The following is an 18631-nucleotide window of genomic DNA, read 5'->3' as shown; positions in this document are numbered from 1 at the left end:
GACCCCGGAGGATCGGCGCACTCGTCGCGGACGCGCCTTGCGGCGGTGTGGATCAGCCGTTGGCGGCGAGGTCCGGCGTGGCCGGGCCGGTGCCGATGGCGGCCGCCGCGTTGACGCCGGCGCCGATCGAGTCGGCACGCGCCGTCGTGGTGAACACGAACTCCCCGTCGCGGAAGTCGACGTGGACGTGGTCGCCCGCGTTCAGCTCGCCGTGCAGGATCTTCTCGCTCAGGCGGTCCTCGATCTCGTGCTGCACAGCGCGGCGCAGCGGGCGGGCGCCGAGTGTCGGGTCGAACCCGACCTCGATCAGCCGCTCCTTGGCCGGCACCTCCAGCTCGATCGTCATGTCGCGGTCGAGCAGACGGTCGGACAGGCGCTTGATGAACAGGTCGACGATCTGCAGCAGCTCGGCCTTGTTCAGCTGCGGGAAGACGATGATCTCGTCGACACGGTTCAGGAACTCGGGCTTGAAGTTCTTCTTCAGCTCCTCGTAGACCTTGCCGCGCATCCGCTCGTAGCCGGTGGTCGGGTCGCCCTCGATCTGGAAGCCGACCGGACCGCCCGAGATGTCCTTCGTGCCGAGGTTGGTCGTCATGATGATGACCGTGTTCTTGAAGTCGACGACACGACCCTGACCGTCCGTCAGACGTCCCTCTTCCAGGATCTGGAGGAGCGAGTTGAAGATGTCGGGGTGCGCCTTCTCGATCTCGTCGAAGAGCACGACGCTGAACGGCTTGCGGCGGACCTTCTCGGTGAGCTGGCCGCCCTCTTCGAAGCCGACGAACCCGGGAGGGGCGCCGAACAGTCGCGAGACCGTGTGCTTCTCGCCGTACTCCGACATGTCGAGGGAGATCATGGCCGACTCGTCGTCGAACAGGAACTCGGCGAGCGCCTTGGCGAGCTCGGTCTTACCGACGCCGGTGGGGCCGGCGAAGATGAACGAGCCGGAGGGGCGCTTCGGGTCCTTGAGGCCGGCGCGCGTGCGGCGGATGGTCTTGGAGAGCGCCGCGATGGCCTCCTCCTGACCGATGACGCGCTGGTGCAGCGCCTTCTCCATGAAGACGAGGCGAGCGGACTCCTCCTCGGTGAGCTTGAACACCGGGATGCCCGTGGCCTGCGCCAGCACCTCGGCGATCAAGCCCTCGTCGACCTCGGCGGTGGTCTTCACGTCGCCGGAGCGCCACTGCTTCTCGAGGCGCAGCCGCTCGCCCAGGAGGTTCTTCTCCTCGTCGCGCAGGCCGGCGGCCTTCTCGAAGTCCTGCTCCTCGATCGCGGCCTCCTTCTGCGAGCGCACGGCCGAGATCTTGTCGTCGAACTCGCGCAACTCCGGCGGGGCCGACAGGATCGACAGGCGCAGGCGGGCGCCGGCCTCGTCGATCAGGTCGATCGCCTTGTCGGGGAGGAAGCGGTCCTGGATGTAGCGGTCCGCCAGGTTCGCGGCCGAGACGATCGCGCCGTCGGTGATGGACACCTTGTGGTGCGCCTCGTAGCGGTCGCGCAGGCCCTTGAGGATGTTGATCGTGTGGGGCAGCGACGGCTCGTTGACCTGGATGGGCTGGAAGCGGCGCTCGAGCGCGGCGTCCTTCTCGAAGTGCTTGCGGTACTCGTCGAGCGTGGTCGCGCCGATGGTCTGCAGCTCGCCGCGGGCCAGCAGCGGCTTCAGGATGCTGGCGGCGTCGATCGCACCCTCGGCGGCACCGGCACCCACGAGGGTGTGGATCTCGTCGATGAAGGTGATGATGTCGCCGCGGGTGCGGATCTCCTTCGTGACCTTCTTCAGGCGCTCCTCGAAGTCGCCGCGGTAGCGGGAGCCGGCGATGAGCGAGCCGAGGTCGAGCGTGTAGAGCTGCTTATCCTTGAGCGTCTCGGGCACGTCGCCGCGCACGATCGCCTGGGCCAGGCCCTCGACGACGGCGGTCTTGCCGACGCCGGGCTCGCCGATCAGGACGGGGTTGTTCTTGGAGCGGCGCGACAGGATCTGCATGACGCGCTCGATCTCCTTCTCGCGTCCGATCACCGGGTCGAGCTTGTTGTCGCGAGCGGCCTGCGTGAGGTTGCGGCCGAACTGGTCGAGGATCTGGCTACCGGCCTGCGCGGTGTTCTGATCGTTGCCCCCGACCTGGACCTGCTCCTTGCCCTGGTATCCCGAGAGGAGCTGGATGACCTGCTGGCGCACGCGGTTGAGGTCGGCGCCGAGCTTCACGAGCACCTGGGCGGCGACGCCCTCGCCCTCGCGGATCAGGCCGAGGAGGATGTGCTCCGTGCCGATGTAGTTGTGGCCGAGCTGGAGGGCCTCGCGGAGGCTGAGCTCGAGCACCTTCTTGGCGCGCGGGGTGAAGGGGATGTGGCCGGTCGGCTGCTGCTGGCCCTGGCCGATGATGTCCTGGACCTGCTCGCGGACGGCGTCCAGCGAGATGCCGAGCGACTCGAGCGCCTTGGCGGCGACTCCCTCACCCTCGTGGATCAGGCCGAGCAGGATGTGCTCCGTCCCGATGTAGTTGTGGTTGAGCATCTTGGCCTCTTCTTGGGCCAGGACGACGACGCGGCGGGCGCGGTCGGTGAATCTCTCGAACATGTCTACTCCTCGCGACGCCTTGCAGGGTCGGCATCGATACAAAGAGAGTAACCACCGCACCCGGCATCCCGGGCCCCTGTTCGCCGTGGGCGTGACGGGGCTTGCGTGCGATGGCGGGCTGTGCAATCGTATCGATAGTCGTTATTAACGAATGTCGATATGTGGAGGAGAGCATGAGCACCGTCGAGGGATACCGCCAGTCGAAGGGCGATCGGGCGTCGATCGTCGCGTTCATCGTGGCGGGCGTCGTGCTCGCGGGATGGTCGATCGTCCAGGCCGTCCGCACGATCGTGGAGGCTGCGTCCAACCGTGACGTGCGCGTCCTCGCCGACTTCGCGGGCACGACCGCCCAGGCGCCGATCGGTCCGGGCGGGGCCATGCGCGAGGTCGAGCTCGCCACCGCCTATGTGACGGCTCCGCAGCTGCCGGCCGCATCCTTCGTTGCGCTCGTTCTGCGAGAGATCCTGACGGCGGCCACCGTCGTCGGCGTCATCGTCTGCCTCGTCTGGCTCGCGATCAACGTGCTCCGCGGGCGCATCTTCTCCCGGGCGAACACCGCGCTCGTCGCGATCGCGAGCGTCTACGGCCTGGTCGCCTGGGCCGGGATCGCCCTGCTGAACACGATGGTCGCGAACGGCGCGATCGCCCGCATCAGCGATCGGGACTTCGACAATCCGGTCATGTCCATCCCCCTCCAGCCGCTGCTGCTCCTGGCCTTCGCCGCCGCCATCGTCGCCACCGCGTTCACCGTCGGCGACCGGATGCGGCGCGACACCGAAGGCCTCGTCTGATGGGAGACGAGGAGTCCGGGGTCCACTGCCGTCTCGACGAGCTCCTCGCCGAGCGCGGGATGACCGTCGTGCGCCTCTCCGAGTTGGTCGGCGTCAGCGTCGTCAACCTCTCCATCCTGAAGAACGACCGCGCCAAGGCGATCCGCTACTCCACCCTCGTCGCCATATGCCGCGCGCTGGACTGCGAGATCGGCGACCTGCTCGTCCTGGCGCCGCCGACGGCCTGAGCGGTGGGGCTAGCATGCAGCGCATGAGCATCGCACTGGAGAACGTCGGCATCGCTGTCCGCGATCTGGACGAGACCATCGCCTTCTTCACCGACCTCGGCCTGACCGTGGTCGGGCGCGACGAGGTGAGCGGCGAGTGGGCCGACACCGCGGTCGGGCTCGACGGCAACCACGCCAGGATCGCCATGCTCCAGACGCCGGACGGCCACGGCCGCCTCGAGCTCTTCGAGTACATCCACCCGGACGCGATCGAGACCGATCCGACCCTCCCGAACGAGATCGGCATGCACCGCGTCGCGTTCTCGGTCGACGACATCGACGAGGCGCTCGCGATCGCCGCGAAGCACGGCGTCCACCCCCTGCGTGGCGTCGCGAACTACCAGGACGTCTACAAGCTGTCGTATCTGCGCGGGCCCAGCGGGATCATCGTGATGCTCGCCCAGGACCTGACGAAGGTCTGAACCAGGGTCTCAGCCCTGCAGTCCCGGGACGGTGAGCGTGCCGTCGGGGAGGGTGATCGTCACGTCCGAGGTGGTCGTCACGCCCTTCGGGGTCGCGAAGACCGTCGTGTGCGGCACGTAGTCGCGGGTGCAGACGCCGCCGGGGGCGGGCGAGAGCGTCGCCTTCAGCTGGTTGTCGCCGGTGACGCTGACGGAGGCGACGGTCGGCGGGCAGGTCGAGCTGCCGTAGAGCACGATGCCGAACTGGCGGCCGTCGTCGAGCCACGCGGCCCAGGAGGCTCCCCCGGCGCTGCTGGCCGGCGCCTCCACGCCCGTCGGCTCGCCCGCGTAGTCCTTCACGGGCTGCTGCTGGGACTTGATCCCGCAGCCCGCGAGCGCGACCAGCACGAGCATCCCTCCGGCGAGGGAGGTCAGGGGGCGGGTCGCGGTCCGGGGCACGGGTCCATTCTAGGAACGGGAGGCTGTGAAGCGGCGCCGCTCCGCCGCCGGAAGCCTAGGATGCCGCTATGAGCAACCTGGAGCGCGACCCGGCCGAGGTGCTCGCGGTCGGCACGGCGCTGGCGGAGCCGGCCCCCGCGACCGGCGGCGAGGTCGAGATCCTGGAGCCGCGGGATGTGCCGCTCGGCGGCCCGCGCGCCATGAACGTGCGCCGCACGCTGCCCCAGCGCCGCCGCTCGCTCATCGGCGGCTGGTGCTTCATCGATCACTACGGGCCGGATGACGTGTCCGCGACGGGCGGGATGCAGGTGCCGCCGCACCCGCACACCGGCCTCCAGACCGTCAGCTGGCTCTTCGAGGGCGAGATCGAGCACCGCGACAGCGTGGGCAGTCACGCGCTCGTGCGGCCCGGCGAGCTCAACCTGATGACCGCCGGGCGCGGGATCAGCCACTCCGAGGTGTCGACGCCGGGGGCTCGGGTGCTGCACGGCGTCCAGCTCTGGGTCGCCCTGCCCGCGGCCTCCCGCGACGTCGCCCCGTTCTTCGAGCACCATGTCCCCGTCGCGTCGACGCTGGGCGATGCCACGGTGCGGACGTTCGTCGGCTCGCTCGCCGGGAGCGGCACCGCGGCGACCGTCTTCTCCCCGCTCATCGGCGCCGAGGTCACGGCACCTGCCGGGGCGACCGTGCGCATCCCGCTCGACACCGCGTTCGAGCACGGCCTCCTCGTCGACGCCGGATCGGTCACCGTCGCCGGTACCGCCGTCCCGGTCGCGCACCTGGGGTACCTCGCTCCCGGACGCGACGCGGTGGAGGTCGTCGTCAGCGCCGACGGACCGGCCCGGCTCGTGCTCCTCGGCGGCGAGCCGCTCGGCGAGCAGATCGTCATGTGGTGGAACTTCATCGGCCGCACCCACGACGACGTCGTCGCGGCGCGCGGCCAGTGGCAGGGCGAGGTGATCGCCGGCGAGCAGCCGCACGGCCGGTTCGGCACTGTCGCGGGCTATGACGGCGCTCCCCTCCCCGCCCCCGAGCTCCCCACCGTCCGCCTCAAGCCCCGCGGCTGACCCCGGCGTCCGCACAGGCGAGCGCGGTACGATGAGCGCGTTATGAACGACATCATCGGCGGTATCGTGTGGTCGCTGGCTCCGACCGTCCTGGTCGGGCTGCTCTTCTGGCTCATCATGCGCAAGATCGTGCACGCCGACCGCACGGAGCGGAAGGTCTACGCCCGCATGGAGGCCGAAGAGCGCGCACGCCGCGGCCTCGCTCCCAAGCCGTAGCCTTCCCCACCCCGAACATTTGTGCCAAATGTCGGGTTAGCGGCGGCCATTCACGACATTTGTGCCAAATCTGCGGAGGGTTCGAGCGCTACTGCAGCGCCGAGGTCAGCCGCGCGAGGTTGTCGAGCACCGTCGAGCGCAGCGGCTGCTTCATCCACTCCTCGAGCGTGAGCTCCCGGCTCTCGCGCCGGTAGCCGTCCTCGACCTGGCGCATCTCCTCCACGAACGAGCGGCCGCGCACCATGAGCGAGACCTCCATGTTCAGCAGGAACGAGCGCATGTCCATGTTGCTCGACCCGATCACGGCGACGTCGTCGTCGATCGTGAAGTGCTTGGCGTGGAGGATGTACGGCGCCTTGTACATCCAGATCTTCACACCCGCGCGCAGCAGCGCCTCGTAGTACGACCGCTGCGCGTGGTACACCAGCGCCTGGTCGCCGATCTCGGAGACGAACAGCTCGACCGAGATGCCGCGCTGGGTGGCGGTGGTGATCGCGGTGAGCATCGACTCGTCCGGCACGAAGTACGGGGACGTGATGACGATGCGCTCCTGCGCGTAGTAGAGCAGCGCCAGGAAGAGCCGGAGGTTGTTCTCGCCCGCGAATCCCGGACCGGAGGGGACGACCTGGGCGTCCAGCTCCTCGGGCTGGATGTCGTCGGTGATCGGCTCCGTCTCGCGGCGGAGCAGCTCGTCGGTCTCGCTGTACCAGTCGGTGATGAAGATGGCGTTGAGACCGGCGACGATCGGCCCCTCCAGCCGCACGATGAGCTCTTTCCACTTGAGCCCGCGGCGGATGTTGGACTTCTTGTTGTAGCTGCGGTCGATGATGTTCTGAGAACCCATGAAGGCGACGCGGCCGTCGACGATGAGCAGCTTGCGGTGGTTGCGCAGGTCGGGCCGCTGGTACTTGCCCTTGAACGGCTGGACCGGCAGCATCAGCTGCCAGCGCGCCCCCATCTCGGTGAGCCGCTTGATGGTCCGCTTGTAGTCGCGCGTGCGCACGGAGGCGATGTGGTCGAGCAGCACCCTGACCATGACGCCGCGCTTCACCGCGTCGGCGAGCGCGTCGAAGAACGGCTCCGTCGTGTCGTCGAGCGACAGGATGTAGAACTCGACGTGCACGTACTTGCGGGCGGCCTTGATCTCGGCCGTCATCGCGTCGAGGGAGCCCTGGTAGTCCCCGTTCAGGCTGGCCCGGTTGCCGCCCACGAGCGGCATCGCGCCCAGGTTCCGGTTGAGTTCCACGACCGACTCGAGCCACGGCGGCCACGGGTGATCGCGGCGCACACGCTCGATGCCCTCGGTCGACTCGATGATGAAGTTGTTGATCTCGATCTGCTTGTCACGCCGCCGCTTCGGCAGCTTGTAGCTGCCGATCAGCAGGAAGAACAGCACGCCGATGTACGGGATGAGGAAGATCGCGAGCAGCCACGCGGTCGCCGACGTCGGCTTGCGGTTGCGCGGGACGACGATGATCGCGATCACGCGGATGATGAAGTCGATGAGCAGCGCCACTACGACGATGACGGTGCTCAGGAAGCCTGCGTCCATCCGGTCCTCTCGGTCGCAGGCGCGCTCGGAGCGATGCACCTACAGGGATACCGTAGCGAAGCGGAGGGACAATGGTGCGCCACCACCCGTGAATGGAGCCCGACACGCCTCCCGTCAACGTCTTCCTGACCACCTGGTCGTTCGACCCGGCCGCCGCCGTGCTGGTCGTCGCGGCCGCGGCGCTGTACGTCGGCGGGGTGCTCCGGCTGCGCCGCCACGGTCACCGCTGGCCGGCGCGTCTCACGCTGTGGTTCCTGCTGCTCGGCCTCGGGTCGTACGCGTGGATCTCGTTCGGCTTCCTGGGCGCGTACAGCAGCGAGCTGCGCTGGGCGTTCACGACCCGGATCGCCCTGCTGCTGTTCGTCGTGCCCGCGCTGATGAGCCTCGGCCGGCCGATCGCCCTCGCACGGGTCGCGCTGTCCACGACCGGACGGCGGCGCGCCGACCGCGTCCTGCGGTCCCGTCCGGTGCGGGTACTCGGCAACGCGATGTTCGCGCCCGTCTTCGCGTGCGCCGTGTTCCTGGTGTTCCTCACCCCGGTGGCCTCCGTGCTGCGCGACTCGGTGTGGTCGGAGTGGACGATCTCGGTGCTCGTCCCGCTGGCCGGGATGCTGCTGGTGCTGCCGATCGCGGCGCACTCGATCGTCCGCACCGGCTTCTTCATCACGGTCGAGTTCCTGCTGGCGTTCGTCGAGCTGCTGCTGGACGCCATCCCGGGCCTGCTGCTGCGCCTGAACGACAGCGTGCTCGACGGCGCGGCGCGCATCACCGGGAGGCTGCCACTCTGGTTCCCGAACGCGCTGCACGATCAGCACCTGTCCGGCGACTTCCTGTGGTTCATCGCCGAGTTCGCCGACGTGCCGATCCTCGTCATCCTGTTCGTGCGATGGATGCGGCTGGACCGGCGCGAGGCGAAGAAGGTCGACGACCTGACCGACGAGCAGCTGGAGGAGCTCACCCGCGCCCACCTGCAGCGGCGCGGCTGAGCGCTTCGGCCGCTACTTGACCAGGGGGAACAGGATGGTCTCGCGGATGCCCAGGCCGGTGATCGCCATGAGCAGGCGGTCGATGCCCATGCCCATGCCACCGGTCGGCGGCATCCCGAACTCGAGCGCCCGCAGGAACTCCTCATCGAGGCGCATGGCCTCGTTGTCGCCGGCCGCGGCGAGCTTGGCCTGCTCGACGAAGCGCTCGCGCTGCACGACGGGGTCGATCAGCTCGGAGTAGCCGGTCGCCAGCTCGAAGCCGCGGGTGTAGAGGTCCCACTTCTCGACGACGCCCTCGCGCGAGCGGTGCGCGCGCACGAGCGGGCTGGTGTCGACGGGGAAGTCCATCACGAACGTCGGGCGCACGAGGTCGCCCTTCACGTGGTGCTCCCACAGCTCCTCGACGTACTTGCCGGCGAGCGGGTGCTCGATCTCGATCCCGGCGTCGGCCGCCAGCTCGCGCAGGCGGGCGATCGGGGTCTCGGGCGTGATCTCCTCGCCAATGGCCTCGGAGAGGCTGTCGTACATCCGGATGCGCTCCCACTGGCCGCCGAGGTCGTACTCGGTGCCGTCGGCCCAGGTGACGACGTGCGAGCCGGAGACGGCCTGCGCGGCGTTCTGGATGAGCGTCTGGGTGAGGTCTGCGATCGAGTTGTAGTCGCCGTACGCCTGGTAGGCCTCGAGCATCGCGAACTCCGGCGAGTGCGTGGAGTCGGCGCCCTCGTTGCGGAAGTTGCGGTTGATCTCGAAGACGTGGTCGATGCCGCCGACGACCGCGCGCTTGAGGTAGAGCTCCGGCGCGATGCGCAGGTAGAGATCGGTGTCGAACGCGTTGGAGTGGGTCACGAACGGGCGGGCGGAGGCGCCGCCGTGGATGACCTGCAGCATCGGGGTCTCGACCTCGACGAAGCCGCGGTCGGCGAACGTCGAGCGCAGGCTCGCCATCGTCGCCGCCCGGTCGAGGACGGTCTGGCGGGCCTGGTCGCGCGCGATGAGGTCGAGGTAGCGCGAGCGCACCCGCGTCTCCTCGCTGAGCTCGTTGTGGAGGTTCGGGAGGGGCAGCAGCGCCTTGGACGCGATCTCCCACGCCGTCACCATGATCGACAGCTCGCCGCGGCGGCTGGAGGCCACCTCGCCCGAGACGAACACGTGGTCGCCGAGGTCGACGAGCTCCTTCCAGGCGATCAGCGACTCCTCGCCGACGGCCGCGAGCGACACCATGGCCTGGATGCGCGAGCCGTCGCCCGACTGGAGCACGGCGAAGCACAGCTTGCCCGTGTTGCGCAGGTGCACGACGCGGCCGGCGACGCCGACCGTCTCGCCCGAGGCCTCGTCGGCGGCCAGGTGCCCCCAGGCCGCGCGGACCTCCGGGATGGTCGTGGTGACCGGCACCTGCACCGGGTACGCCCCGCCCGCGGCCGTCTCGGCCTGGGCGATGAGGCGCTCGCGCTTGCCGAGCCGGACGGCCTTCTGCTCGCTGATCTCGTCGTCCGTGAGGTCGGCCTGGGGGGTGGGCGCGTCGGTCATCGGTGTGTCTTCCGTTCGGCGGTGGTCGTCGTGTCGTCGGTGCGTGCTCAGGGGATCGTGATGCGCCGGTTGTCGATGAGGCGCGTCGTGCCCACGCGGGCCGCGACGAGCATCAGCGCCGGACCGTGCTGCCCGGGCGCCGCCTCGCGGAACGAGGGCTGGTCGACGATCACGAGATAGTCCAGCTTAACGGCTGGGTCGGCCTCGATGCGCGTCCGGGCGGCGGCGAGCGCCGCCTCCACACCCCCGTCTGCGGCCTGGGCGCCGGCAGCCAGGGCCTGCGACAGCGTCACGGCGGCGACGCGGTCGGCGGCGGAGAGGTACTGGTTGCGGCTGGAGAGGGCCAGGCCGTCCTCCTCGCGCACCGTGTCAACGACGGCGAGGGTCAGCGGCAGGTTCAGGTCGTCGATCATCCGGCCGACGAGGTGCACCTGCTGGGCATCCTTCTGGCCGAAGATCGCGACGTCGGGCTGGACGATGCCGAACAGCTTGGCGACGACGGTGAGCATCCCGTCGAAGTGGCCGGGGCGGGAGGCGCCCTCGAAGAGCGACCCGACCTCCCCCGCGGTGACGCGCGTCGAGGACTCCCCCTGCGGGTACATCTCGGCGGCGCTCGGGGCGAAGACGATGTCGGCGAGGCCCTCCAGCGCGGCGACGTCGGCGTCGAAGGTGCGCGGGTACCGGTCGAGGTCCTCCCCCGGTCCGAACTGCAGCGGGTTCACGAAGATCGAGACGACGACGAGGCCGGCGAGCTCACGGGCCTGGCTCACGAGGCGCAGGTGGCCGTCGTGGAGGGCGCCCATCGTCGGCACGAGCGCGACGAGCCCCGCGGGGTCGCCGGCCGGGTCGGCGAGCAGAGCCTCGCGGCGTGCGCTCGCGATGAGCGCGCGCAGTTCGGCGATGGTGGTCACGACGTGCGGCATTCTCTCCCCTTCGGCCGCCGCGCCCGTACGGGTGGCGACGAGCGCCGGCCGCAGACCAGGCTACTCGCCGCGGAGGTACCAGCCGCGCCCGTCGTCTCCGGGATCGCCGTCACCGGGGCCGGGGAGGTCGTCGTCGCGGAGCGCCTGGAGCACGTCCTCCACGTCGATCGCGGGGCCGGCACCCGCCTGGGTCAGCGCGTTGTCGACGGCCGAGCGCACGAGCGAGCTGAGGAACGAGCCCGGGTTCTCGACGCCGATGCCGCGCAGGATGCCGGTGGACTGCTCCACGATCGAGCGCGAGAACGCCGTGGCCGTGGCGATGGCCTCCGCGTAGGCGGGACGGTCCTGCTCGGCGACGACGACGGGCTCGCCGCCCATCTCGACGACGAGCGCTTGGGCGATCGGCAGCACGGGGGCGGCCGCGGTGACCGCGAACCACGACTCCGCCAGTCGGGCCAGGTCGAGGCTGGTGCCGGTGAAGTCGAGCGCGGGATGCACGGCGAGCGGGATGGCCCCGGCCGCGGCTGCCGGGCGCAGCACGTCGACCCCGTAGCCCGGCGCGGTGTGGAGCACGATCTGTCCCGGCTGCCAGGTGCCGGTCGCGGCGAGCCCGGCGACCAGTCCGGGCAGCTCGCTGTCGGGGACGGCCAGGATGACGAGTTCGCTCCGCTCGACCAGCACGGGGACCTCCAGCACCGGCGCCTGGGGCAGCATCGCCTCGGCACGTTCGCGGCTCGCCGCCGACACCGCGGAGATGCCGACGACGGCGTGACCGGCGCCGGCGAGAGCGGCACCGAACACCGGGCCGACGCGTCCTGCGCCCACGATGCCGAGACCGAGCCGGCCCGAGCGTTCCACGGGACTCATGCGGACTCCCCCCAGCGGTGGCTGCGGTCGGAGCGGCCGGCGACGATCGCGTCGGCCGACGCCCGCTCGAAGAGCCGGATGCCCTCGACCGCGTCCATCGCCGCGAGCCTCGGGCTGACCGGCCCGCTCACGGTGTGGAAGTCCACCTCGGCGAGGCCGAGCATCCTGTCGATCGGCCCCTGCTCGAGCTTGATGCTCTGGAGGCGCGCGAGCGGGACGATCACCAGCTGCCGCCAGACGAACCCGTGCCGGAGGAGCACGGCGCCGTCGACGCTCGTGTACCCGGTGCGCTGCCACGAGAACGGCCGCAGCCAGGCAGCGCGCCGCGGGCTTCCGGTCCAGTCGTCGCGGCCGCGGGAGGTCATCCCGGCGCGGATGAGGTCGCGGTGCTCCTCGGTCGCGAGGCCCGGCAGGATCAGCGCGAGCACTCGCTCGACATCGGTCGCGTCGCCGACCGGGAGCGTCGTGGTGTTCGCCTGCCCGGCGGCCCCCTTCTCACGCGAGTGGCCCGCCGTGTTGATGCGGATCTGCCACCAGCCGAACGGTCGCCACAGCAGCGGCTGGAGCACCTGCACCGCGTGGATGCGCCCGGGCGGCAGCGTCTCGTTGCTCGTGCTGAGCAGGCCGAACCCGACGCGCACGCCGTCCGGCGTGCCGGCGATCGAGTAGCGCAGCGACTTGGTGAAGCGGTTGATGTAGAAGCTGGCCGAGCCGATCAGGCCGGGCAGCACGATCAGGGCGAGCCAGAGCCATCCCGTCGCCGCGCCGACCGCCGTCAGGATGACGACGACGATCACGAACACGGTGAAGCCGCTCATCAGCAGCGAGCCGAGCAGCCGCATCGGCGGGATCTTCACGACCGACTCCGGCGGGGCGGCATTCGGGTCGAGCTCGGGGGCGAGGAACTCGTTCACGCGGCGGTTCACGAGATCGCCGACCGCGGCTGTGCGGGAGGCGGGAACGCCCGCAGCGCCATCGGGCGCACCATCTGTTGCGGTGGCGGCGGCCTCTTCCGCGCGCGCCTGCGCCTCCGCGGCGCGCACGCCCGAGGCGAGCCGCAGCACGTCGGAGCGCAGTCCGTCGGCGAGCGACGAGCCGAGGTAGGCGAGCTGGAGGTTGGCGTCGTGCCCCGCGGCGGTGATGTCGAGCTTCGCCGCGCCGAAGAGGCGGGCGATCAGGGGCCGCACCACGTTGATGCCCTGGATCCGGTCGAGGCGCGCTTTGCGCTGCGTGCGGAACAGGATCCCGCTGCGCACCTCCACGGTGTCGCCCGTGATGCGGAACGTGTGCATCCGCCAGGACAGGTAGAACGCGCCGAGGCAGACGAGGATCACGACGGCGACGCCGAGGAGCGCCCAGCCCTCCCAGCCGCGGTTGTAGATCTCGTCGAGCGGGTCGCCGCCGTAGTCGGGGGCGCCGACGAAGAGGCCGACCAGTCGCTCCCGCAGGTTCGACAGCACGAACCCGAGCACGGCGATGAACACGATCCCGCCGCGCAGCAGGGGCGTCGCCGGGTGCAGACGGTGCCACTCCCCGTCCGTGAACCGCTCGGCCGCGCGCTCCACGGTGGAGAGCGGGCCTCCGGGCAGCGGCTCGGTCACAGTCCGGCCCGTCTGCTCTCGGCCAGATCGACCAGGCGGTCGCGCAGCTCGGCGGCGTCCGCGTCGGGCAGGCCCGGGATCACGACGCCGGTCGACGCGGCCGCGGTCACGAACTTCAGGTCGGCGAGGCCGAGCATCCGCCCGACCGGCCCGCGGTTGATGTCGATGAGCTGCATGCGCCCGTACGGCACCGAGACGAAGCGCTGGTACATGATCCCGCGACGGAAGAGCAGGTCGTCCTGCCGCTCCAGGTAGCCGATCGACCGGGCGCGGCGCGGCGCGATAACCAGCGCGACGAGCGTGATGACGACGATCGCGATCAGCGCGATCCACGCGAGCGTCCAGCCGGCGACGAGCCAGAGGAAGGTCGCGACGGCGGACGCGACCACGCCGCTGATCAGGGTGCCGACGATCACGACGACCACGTACTTGGGTGAGACGCGGCGCCAATCGCCGACGTTCAGGTCGATGCGGGCGCGCGTCGGCTCAGCGGGGGTCGACATGGGCGGTCTCCGGGTGGTCGTCATCGTCGTCGTGGTCGGGCGGGAGGCTGCAGAAGCTCTCGGCGATCAGTCCGGCGACCAGAAGCACGACGGCCCCGACTGTCGCGAGCACGGTGAGGAGGATGGCGCTGCCGCCCGGGAGCACGTCCCGGCTCAGCAGGTAGGCGAGGACCCCGATCCCGGCGCCGGTGAGCAGCGCACCGCTCAGCCCGCAGGCCTTCGCGAGGACCACGATGCGGGTCGCCTGGAACGGGTCGATGCGGCGCGCGCTGCGGCCGCGGACGGCCCGGCGGATCGGCACGGCGAACGCCACGATGATGACGGCGACCGCCACGAGCGTGATGGGCAGCGTCAGCGGAGGGATGAAGACGGCCATGCCCGTCGCGGACGCGCCGAGCTCGCCGAGGAATCCGACGACCAGTCCGACGACGCCGAAACCGAGCAGGGAGGTGGGGCGGGTGCGGTTCACCGGTCGCCTCCGTCCGCGTCGAGCGATTCGGCGGTGTACGGCGTCACCGGGTCCGTCGCCTGCGCGGCGAGGTCGGAGACGCGGCCGTACCCGGCGAGGACCGCCTCCGGATCGACCTCGAGCCACGGCACCAGCACGAACGCACGCTCGTGCGCCCGTGGATGAGGGAGGGTGACCCGCTCGTCGTCCGAGACGATGCCGTCGTAGTCGACGATGTCGATGTCGATGGTGCGGTCGCCCCAGCGCTCCGTGCGCAGCCGCCCGAGGGCGTCCTCCACGCGGTTGACCAGGGCGAGCAGGGCGAGCGGGTCGAGCACCGTGTCGATGCGGGCCACGGCGTTGAGGTAGGCGGGCGCTTCCTCGTCGATGCCGTCGAGCTTCAGGGCCGGGGTCTCGTAGAGGCGCGACACGGCCTCCACGCGCAGGCCGGGCTCGGCGCGGAGGGCGTCGAGAGCCGTGCGGATGGTCGCGGCGCGGTCGCCGAGGTTACTGCCGAACGCCAGCACCGCCGGTGCGCCGACGCGCATCCGCTGCGGCCGGGCCATGCCGGGGGTCACGAGCGCCTCCGCACGACCCGCACGGCGACGTCGCCGAACGGCACGGTGATCGGGGCGTCGGGCTTGTGCACGGTGACCTCGACCGACTCGACCGGGGAATGCGCGAGCACGACGCCCGCCACCCGCTCGGCGACGGTCTCGATCAGGTCGACGGGATCGCGCTCCACGGCGGCGACGATCTCCTCCGCGAGCACGCCGTAGTGGACCGTCTGCTCCAGATCGTCCGACGCGGCCGAGCGCGCCAGGTCGAGCCGCGCGGTCACGTCGACCACGAAGTCCTGGCCGTTCTCGCGCTCGAAGTCGAACACCCCGTGGTGGGCGCGCACGCGCAGTCCCGTCAGGATGATCGCGTCGGCCGCCTCGGTGCTAGTCATCGCGTCCAGCTTGCCATGCCCGCACGACATCGAGGGCGACTCGCGTGGAAACGACGTCGTGCACCCGCACGGCCCAGGCTCCGGCCTGCGCGGCGAGGGCCGAGATCACGGCCGTCGGCGCATCCCGATCCGCCACCGGCGCGCCCTCGGGCAGCAGGGCGCCCAGGAAGCGTTTGCGGGAGGCGCCGATGAGCACCGGGTAGCCGAGGGTCTCGATCTCGTGCAGCCCCGCGAGCACCTGCCAGTTGTGCTCCCCGGTCTTCGAGAAGCCGAGGCCGGGATCGAGGATGAGCTTCGCGGGGTCGATGCCGCGGTCGAGCAGCGAGGTGATGCGGGCCGAGAGCTCGCTGCGCACCTCCTGCACCGTGTGCGTGTAGACGGCGAGCGAGTCGGCGGAGTCGAGGCGGCCGCGCCAGTGCATGAGCACGTACTGCAGCCCGGTGTCGAGCACGGCGTCGGGCATTCCCGGGTCGGCGAGGCCGCCGGAGACGTCGTTGATGATCGCCGCGCCCGCATCGGCGGCGGCGCGGGCGGTGGAGGCGTTGAGGGTGTCGACGCTCACGGTCACGCCGCGGGACGCGAGCGCGCTGATCACCGGGACGACGCGGGCCCGTTCCTCCTCCGGCTCGACCCGCAGGGCTCCCGGACGAGTGGACTCGCCGCCCACGTCGATGATGTCGGCGCCCTGCTCGACCAACTCGAGCGCGTGCTCCACGGCCGCGGCGGGCTCGAGCCAGAGGCCGCCGTCGCTGAACGAGTCCGGAGTCACGTTGAGGACGCCCATGACGAGCGTCACGCCGCACCGCTTCCGATGAGTGCCATCAGCTCGGCGCGGGCCACCGGGTCGGCGTACGCGCCACGGGTGGCGACGGTCACCGTGGTGGCGGCCGTCTGCCGCGGGCCGCGGGTGGTGACGCAGGCGTGGGAGGCGTCGAGCACGACGAGCACGCCGCGCGCGCCGGCGCCGCTCTCGATCGCGTCGGCGATCTGCTCGGTCAGCCGTTCCTGAAGCTGCGGGCGGGCCGCCAGCGCGTCGATCACGCGCGGGATGCGGCCCAGGCCGACGACCGACTCCCCCGGGAGGTACGCCACGTGGGCGACACCGATAAAGGGCAGCAGGTGATGCTCGCAGACGGAGCGGAAGGCGATGCCGCGCAGCACGACGGTGTCGGCGTGGTCCGACTCGAGCGGCACCGGCTCGCCGAGCAGCGCCGACGCGTCGACGCCCACGCCGGAGAAGAACTCGGCGTAGGCGTCGGCGACGCGGGACGGCGTGGAGGCGAGGCCAGGACGCGACGGATCCTCGCCGATGGCGGCGAGGATCTCGGCGACGGCCGCCTCGATGCGTGCGCGATCGAAACCGGTCATGCGGTGACGCGACCTAGGCGGTCGCCGGCCGCGGCTTGATCGCGGGTGCGCGCTTCGGCTTCGACGACGGCGGCTCGGAGTCCACTCCGCCATCCACGGCCCCGGCGTCGATCGGCGCCTTGGCCTTCGGGAAGTCGATCGGCGGCACGTCCGAGATCGGACGCTTGTCGCTCGACAGCCACTGCGGACGCTCCGGCAGCTTCACCACGTCGGTGAAGATCTCGGCGATCTCGTTGTGGTCGAGGGTCTCCTGCTCGAGCAGCGACGCGGCCAGGCGGTCGAGGATGGCCCGGTTGTTGTTGAGCACCTCCCACGCCTCGTCGTGCGCCTTCTCGATGAGCTCGCGCACCTCGGCGTCCACTCGCTCGGCGATGCGCTCGGAGTAGTCGCGCTGGTGACCCATGTCGCGGCCGAGGAACATCTCCCCGTTCGCCTGGCCGAGCTTGATCGAGCCGATGTCGGCGCTCATGCCGTACTCCGTGACCATCTTGCGGGCGATGGAGGTCGCCTTCTCGATGTCGTTCGAGGCACCGGTGGTCGGGTCGTGGAAAACGATCTCCTCCGCGACGCGGCCGCCCATGGCGTACGTCAGCTGGTCGAGCAACTCGTTGCGGGTGACGGAGTACTTGTCCTCCAGCGGCATCACCATCGTGTAACCGAGGGCGCGGCCGCGCGGGAGGATCGTGATCTTCGTCACGGGGTCGGTGTGGCGCATCGCCGCGGCGGCGAGAGCGTGGCCGCCCTCGTGGTACGCGGTGATGAGCTTCTCCTGGTCCTTCATGACGCGGGTGCGCTTCTGCGGTCCGGCGATCACGCGGTCCACGGCCTCGTCGAGGGCGCGGTTGTCGATCAGCTGCGCGTTCGACCGGGCGGTGAGCAGAGCGGCCTCGTTGAGGACGTTCGCCAGGTCGGCGCCGGTGAAGCCCGGCGTCTTGCGGGCGAGCACTTCGAGGTCGACCGATGCCGCGAGCGGCTTGCCGCGGCCGTGGACCTCGAGGATCTTCTTGCGGCCGAGCATGTCGGGCGCATCCACGCCGATCTGACGGTCGAAGCGGCCCGGGCGCAGCAGCGCGGGGTCGAGGATGTCGGGACGGTTGGTCGCCGCGATCAGGATGACGTTGGTCTTCGGGTCGAAGCCGTCCATCTCGACGAGCAGCTGGTTGAGGGTCTGCTCGCGCTCGTCGTGCCCGCCGCCGAGTCCGGCGCCGCGGTGACGGCCGACTGCGTCGATCTCGTCGATGAAGATGATGGCCGGCGAGTTCTCCTTCGCCTGCTGGAACAGGTCGCGCACGCGGCTCGCGCCGACGCCGACGAACATCTCGACGAAGTCGGAACCCGAGATCGAGTAGAACGGCACGCCCGCCTCACCCGCGACGGCGCGGGCCAGCAGGGTCTTACCGGTTCCGGGAGGGCCGTACAGCAGCACGCCCTTCGGGATACGGGCGCCGACGGCCTGGAACTTGGCCGGCTCCTTTAGGAAGTCCTTGATCTCCTCGAGCTCCTCGATGGCCTCGTCCGACCCGGCGACGTCGTCGAAGGTGACCTTCGGCGTCTCCTTGGTGACCATCTTCGCCCGGGACTTGCCGAACTGCATGACCTTGTTGCCGCCGCCCTGCATGCCCGAGATCATGATCCAGAAGAACACGCCGATCAGCAGCGCCGGGATGAGGAAGCCGAGGATGTTGACCAGCCAGTTCGGCTGGGGCACCTCGTCGTCGTAGCCCTTCGGCAGGTTCGCGTCGTCGACCGCCTTCACCACGTCGGCGCCGCGGGGCGTGACGTAGTAGAACTGCACCTGCGTGCCGAGCGACCCGTCAGCCTCCTTGAGCGTCAGGTCGACACGGTTCTCACCGTCGACGATCTTCGCGCTGGACACCTTGTCATCCGAGAGCAGCTTCAGACCCTCCTGGGTCGAGACGCCCTTGAAACCCGACATCGTGATCAGGCTCGAGCCGATCCACACTGCGATGATCGCAAGCACGACGTAGAGAATCGGGCCGCGGAAGATCTTCTTGACGTTCATGGTGCGACCACAGTACCGCTTCGGCTCTGTGGGTCGGCTGCGTGTTCGCTCTGGGCGCGCAGTACGCGGCCCGCTGCGACACGCCCGGGACTGCAGGTCAGAGAAG

General features: G+C 70.4%; 20 protein-coding genes. 6 read left to right on the top strand and 14 right to left on the bottom strand.

The features are described from left to right. Positions 1–52: 52 nt before the first annotated feature. Positions 53–2575, bottom strand: coding sequence for an ATP-dependent Clp protease ATP-binding subunit (locus tag HNR14_RS12195; RefSeq protein ID WP_021764527.1), 2523 nt, complete (start codon positions 2573–2575; stop codon positions 53–55). A 173-nt stretch (positions 2576–2748) separates the two neighbouring features. Between HNR14_RS12195 and HNR14_RS12190 the strand changes: the two genes are divergently transcribed. Genes HNR14_RS12190 through HNR14_RS12180 form a run of 3 tightly spaced genes read left to right on the top strand, consistent with a single transcriptional unit; the run spans position 2749 to position 4054 of the window. After that, positions 2749–3366, top strand: coding sequence for a hypothetical protein (locus HNR14_RS12190; protein ID WP_179701267.1), 618 nt, complete (start codon positions 2749–2751; stop codon positions 3364–3366). Then, complete coding sequence (locus tag HNR14_RS12185; protein WP_179701266.1) at positions 3366–3593, top strand: helix-turn-helix domain-containing protein; 228 nt, start codon at positions 3366–3368, stop codon at positions 3591–3593. The genes HNR14_RS12190 and HNR14_RS12185 overlap by 1 nt, the downstream gene beginning before the upstream one ends. A gap of 23 nt (positions 3594–3616) precedes the next feature. Continuing rightward, entirely contained in the window at positions 3617–4054 is a 438-nt protein-coding gene (locus HNR14_RS12180; RefSeq protein ID WP_179701265.1) for a VOC family protein, read from the top strand. A gap of 9 nt (positions 4055–4063) precedes the next feature. Here the strand turns inward: HNR14_RS12180 and HNR14_RS12175 are convergent, their stop codons facing one another. Then, entirely contained in the window at positions 4064–4492 is a 429-nt protein-coding gene (locus HNR14_RS12175; RefSeq protein WP_179701264.1) for a hypothetical protein, read from the bottom strand. A gap of 68 nt (positions 4493–4560) precedes the next feature. Here HNR14_RS12175 and HNR14_RS12170 point away from each other — a divergent pair, with 68 nt between their 5' ends. Both HNR14_RS12170 and HNR14_RS12165 read left to right on the top strand, forming a co-directional pair. Continuing rightward, the gene (locus HNR14_RS12170; protein ID WP_179701263.1) at positions 4561–5559 is read left to right on the top strand and encodes a pirin family protein; all 999 of its coding nucleotides are present in this window, start codon (positions 4561–4563) and stop codon (positions 5557–5559) included. Between the two features lie 42 nt (positions 5560–5601). Beyond that, a complete protein-coding gene (locus HNR14_RS12165; RefSeq protein WP_021764533.1) occupies positions 5602–5775 on the top strand; it encodes a hypothetical protein in 174 nt (57 codons plus the stop codon). Positions 5776–5863: 88 nt separating this feature from the next. Here HNR14_RS12165 and cls read toward each other — a convergent pair whose 3' ends face one another. Then, positions 5864–7327, bottom strand: a complete 1464-nt coding sequence (gene cls / locus HNR14_RS12160; protein WP_179701262.1) for a cardiolipin synthase — start codon at positions 7325–7327, stop codon at positions 5864–5866. A gap of 92 nt (positions 7328–7419) precedes the next feature. On the opposite strand from cls, the gene HNR14_RS12155 reads away from it, so the two are divergent. Next, positions 7420–8313: a cytochrome c oxidase assembly protein gene (locus HNR14_RS12155; RefSeq protein WP_179701261.1), complete on the top strand. Its 894-nt coding sequence runs from the start codon at positions 7420–7422 to the stop codon at positions 8311–8313. Positions 8314–8325: 12 nt separating this feature from the next. Here the strand turns inward: HNR14_RS12155 and lysS are convergent, their stop codons facing one another. From lysS to ftsH, 11 genes are read right to left on the bottom strand one after another with little or no spacing between them, the layout of a single operon-like run. Next, the gene (gene lysS, locus HNR14_RS12150; RefSeq protein ID WP_021764536.1) at positions 8326–9840 is read right to left on the bottom strand and encodes a lysine--tRNA ligase; all 1515 of its coding nucleotides are present in this window, start codon (positions 9838–9840) and stop codon (positions 8326–8328) included. 47 nt (positions 9841–9887) lie between these two features. Further along, positions 9888–10763: a pantoate--beta-alanine ligase gene (panC, locus tag HNR14_RS12145; RefSeq protein WP_179701260.1), complete on the bottom strand. Its 876-nt coding sequence runs from the start codon at positions 10761–10763 to the stop codon at positions 9888–9890. A gap of 60 nt (positions 10764–10823) precedes the next feature. Continuing rightward, complete coding sequence (locus HNR14_RS12140) at positions 10824–11630, bottom strand: Rossmann-like and DUF2520 domain-containing protein (RefSeq protein ID WP_021756275.1); 807 nt, start codon at positions 11628–11630, stop codon at positions 10824–10826. After that, positions 11627–13231 (bottom strand): PH domain-containing protein, encoded by a 1605-nt coding sequence (locus HNR14_RS12135; protein WP_179701259.1) that lies wholly within the window; start codon positions 13229–13231, stop codon positions 11627–11629. The genes HNR14_RS12140 and HNR14_RS12135 overlap by 4 nt, the downstream gene beginning before the upstream one ends. Continuing rightward, the gene (locus HNR14_RS12130) at positions 13228–13734 is read right to left on the bottom strand and encodes a PH domain-containing protein (RefSeq protein ID WP_179701258.1); all 507 of its coding nucleotides are present in this window, start codon (positions 13732–13734) and stop codon (positions 13228–13230) included. Before HNR14_RS12130 ends, HNR14_RS12135 begins: the two co-directional genes overlap by 4 nt. Beyond that, a complete protein-coding gene (locus tag HNR14_RS12125) occupies positions 13718–14203 on the bottom strand; it encodes a DUF3180 family protein (RefSeq protein WP_179701257.1) in 486 nt (161 codons plus the stop codon). Before HNR14_RS12125 ends, HNR14_RS12130 begins: the two co-directional genes overlap by 17 nt. Continuing rightward, positions 14200–14760, bottom strand: a complete 561-nt coding sequence (gene folK, locus HNR14_RS12120) for a 2-amino-4-hydroxy-6-hydroxymethyldihydropteridine diphosphokinase (protein WP_343064476.1) — start codon at positions 14758–14760, stop codon at positions 14200–14202. The genes HNR14_RS12125 and folK overlap by 4 nt, the downstream gene beginning before the upstream one ends. Next, on the bottom strand, positions 14757–15134 hold the full coding sequence (folB, locus tag HNR14_RS12115) for a dihydroneopterin aldolase (RefSeq protein ID WP_179701256.1): 378 nt from the start codon (positions 15132–15134) through the stop codon (positions 14757–14759). The genes folK and folB overlap by 4 nt, the downstream gene beginning before the upstream one ends. After that, on the bottom strand, positions 15127–15930 hold the full coding sequence (gene folP, locus HNR14_RS12110) for a dihydropteroate synthase (RefSeq protein WP_343064475.1): 804 nt from the start codon (positions 15928–15930) through the stop codon (positions 15127–15129). The genes folB and folP overlap by 8 nt, the downstream gene beginning before the upstream one ends. Beyond that, entirely contained in the window at positions 15927–16502 is a 576-nt protein-coding gene (gene folE, locus HNR14_RS12105; protein ID WP_179701255.1) for a GTP cyclohydrolase I, read from the bottom strand. The genes folP and folE overlap by 4 nt, the downstream gene beginning before the upstream one ends. 13 nt (positions 16503–16515) lie before the next feature. Further along, the gene (gene ftsH, locus HNR14_RS12100; protein WP_179701254.1) at positions 16516–18525 is read right to left on the bottom strand and encodes an ATP-dependent zinc metalloprotease FtsH; all 2010 of its coding nucleotides are present in this window, start codon (positions 18523–18525) and stop codon (positions 16516–16518) included. Between the last annotated feature and the right edge of the window lie 106 nt (positions 18526–18631).

This window comes from Leifsonia naganoensis (assembly GCF_013410615.1).
GTDB classification, from domain to species: domain Bacteria; phylum Actinomycetota; class Actinomycetes; order Actinomycetales; family Microbacteriaceae; genus Leifsonia; species Leifsonia aquatica.
The sequence above is the reverse complement of the archived record's forward strand: the minus strand, read 5'-3'. Positions and strand labels throughout refer to the sequence as shown.

What these genes read in the sequence shown, in the direction of transcription:
- HNR14_RS12195 (WP_021764527.1), bottom strand. Translation starts at nt 2,575, where the DNA reads ATGTTCGAGAGATTCACCGACCGCGCCCGCCGCGTCGTCGTCCTGGCC.
- HNR14_RS12190 (WP_179701267.1), top strand. Translation starts at nt 2,749, where the DNA reads ATGAGCACCGTCGAGGGATACCGCCAGTCGAAGGGCGATCGGGCGTCG.
- HNR14_RS12185 (WP_179701266.1), top strand. Translation starts at nt 3,366, where the DNA reads ATGGGAGACGAGGAGTCCGGGGTCCACTGCCGTCTCGACGAGCTCCTC.
- HNR14_RS12180 (WP_179701265.1), top strand. Translation starts at nt 3,617, where the DNA reads ATGAGCATCGCACTGGAGAACGTCGGCATCGCTGTCCGCGATCTGGAC.
- HNR14_RS12170 (WP_179701263.1), top strand. Translation starts at nt 4,561, where the DNA reads ATGAGCAACCTGGAGCGCGACCCGGCCGAGGTGCTCGCGGTCGGCACG.
- HNR14_RS12165 (WP_021764533.1), top strand. Translation starts at nt 5,602, where the DNA reads ATGAACGACATCATCGGCGGTATCGTGTGGTCGCTGGCTCCGACCGTC.
- cls (WP_179701262.1), bottom strand. Translation starts at nt 7,327, where the DNA reads ATGGACGCAGGCTTCCTGAGCACCGTCATCGTCGTAGTGGCGCTGCTC.
- HNR14_RS12155 (WP_179701261.1), top strand. Translation starts at nt 7,420, where the DNA reads ATGGAGCCCGACACGCCTCCCGTCAACGTCTTCCTGACCACCTGGTCG.
- lysS (WP_021764536.1), bottom strand. Translation starts at nt 9,840, where the DNA reads ATGACCGACGCGCCCACCCCCCAGGCCGACCTCACGGACGACGAGATC.
- panC (WP_179701260.1), bottom strand. Translation starts at nt 10,763, where the DNA reads ATGCCGCACGTCGTGACCACCATCGCCGAACTGCGCGCGCTCATCGCG.
- HNR14_RS12140 (WP_021756275.1), bottom strand. Translation starts at nt 11,630, where the DNA reads ATGAGTCCCGTGGAACGCTCGGGCCGGCTCGGTCTCGGCATCGTGGGC.
- HNR14_RS12130 (WP_179701258.1), bottom strand. Translation starts at nt 13,734, where the DNA reads ATGTCGACCCCCGCTGAGCCGACGCGCGCCCGCATCGACCTGAACGTC.
- folB (WP_179701256.1), bottom strand. Translation starts at nt 15,134, where the DNA reads ATGACTAGCACCGAGGCGGCCGACGCGATCATCCTGACGGGACTGCGC.
- folE (WP_179701255.1), bottom strand. Translation starts at nt 16,502, where the DNA reads ATGACCGGTTTCGATCGCGCACGCATCGAGGCGGCCGTCGCCGAGATC.
- ftsH (WP_179701254.1), bottom strand. Translation starts at nt 18,525, where the DNA reads ATGAACGTCAAGAAGATCTTCCGCGGCCCGATTCTCTACGTCGTGCTT.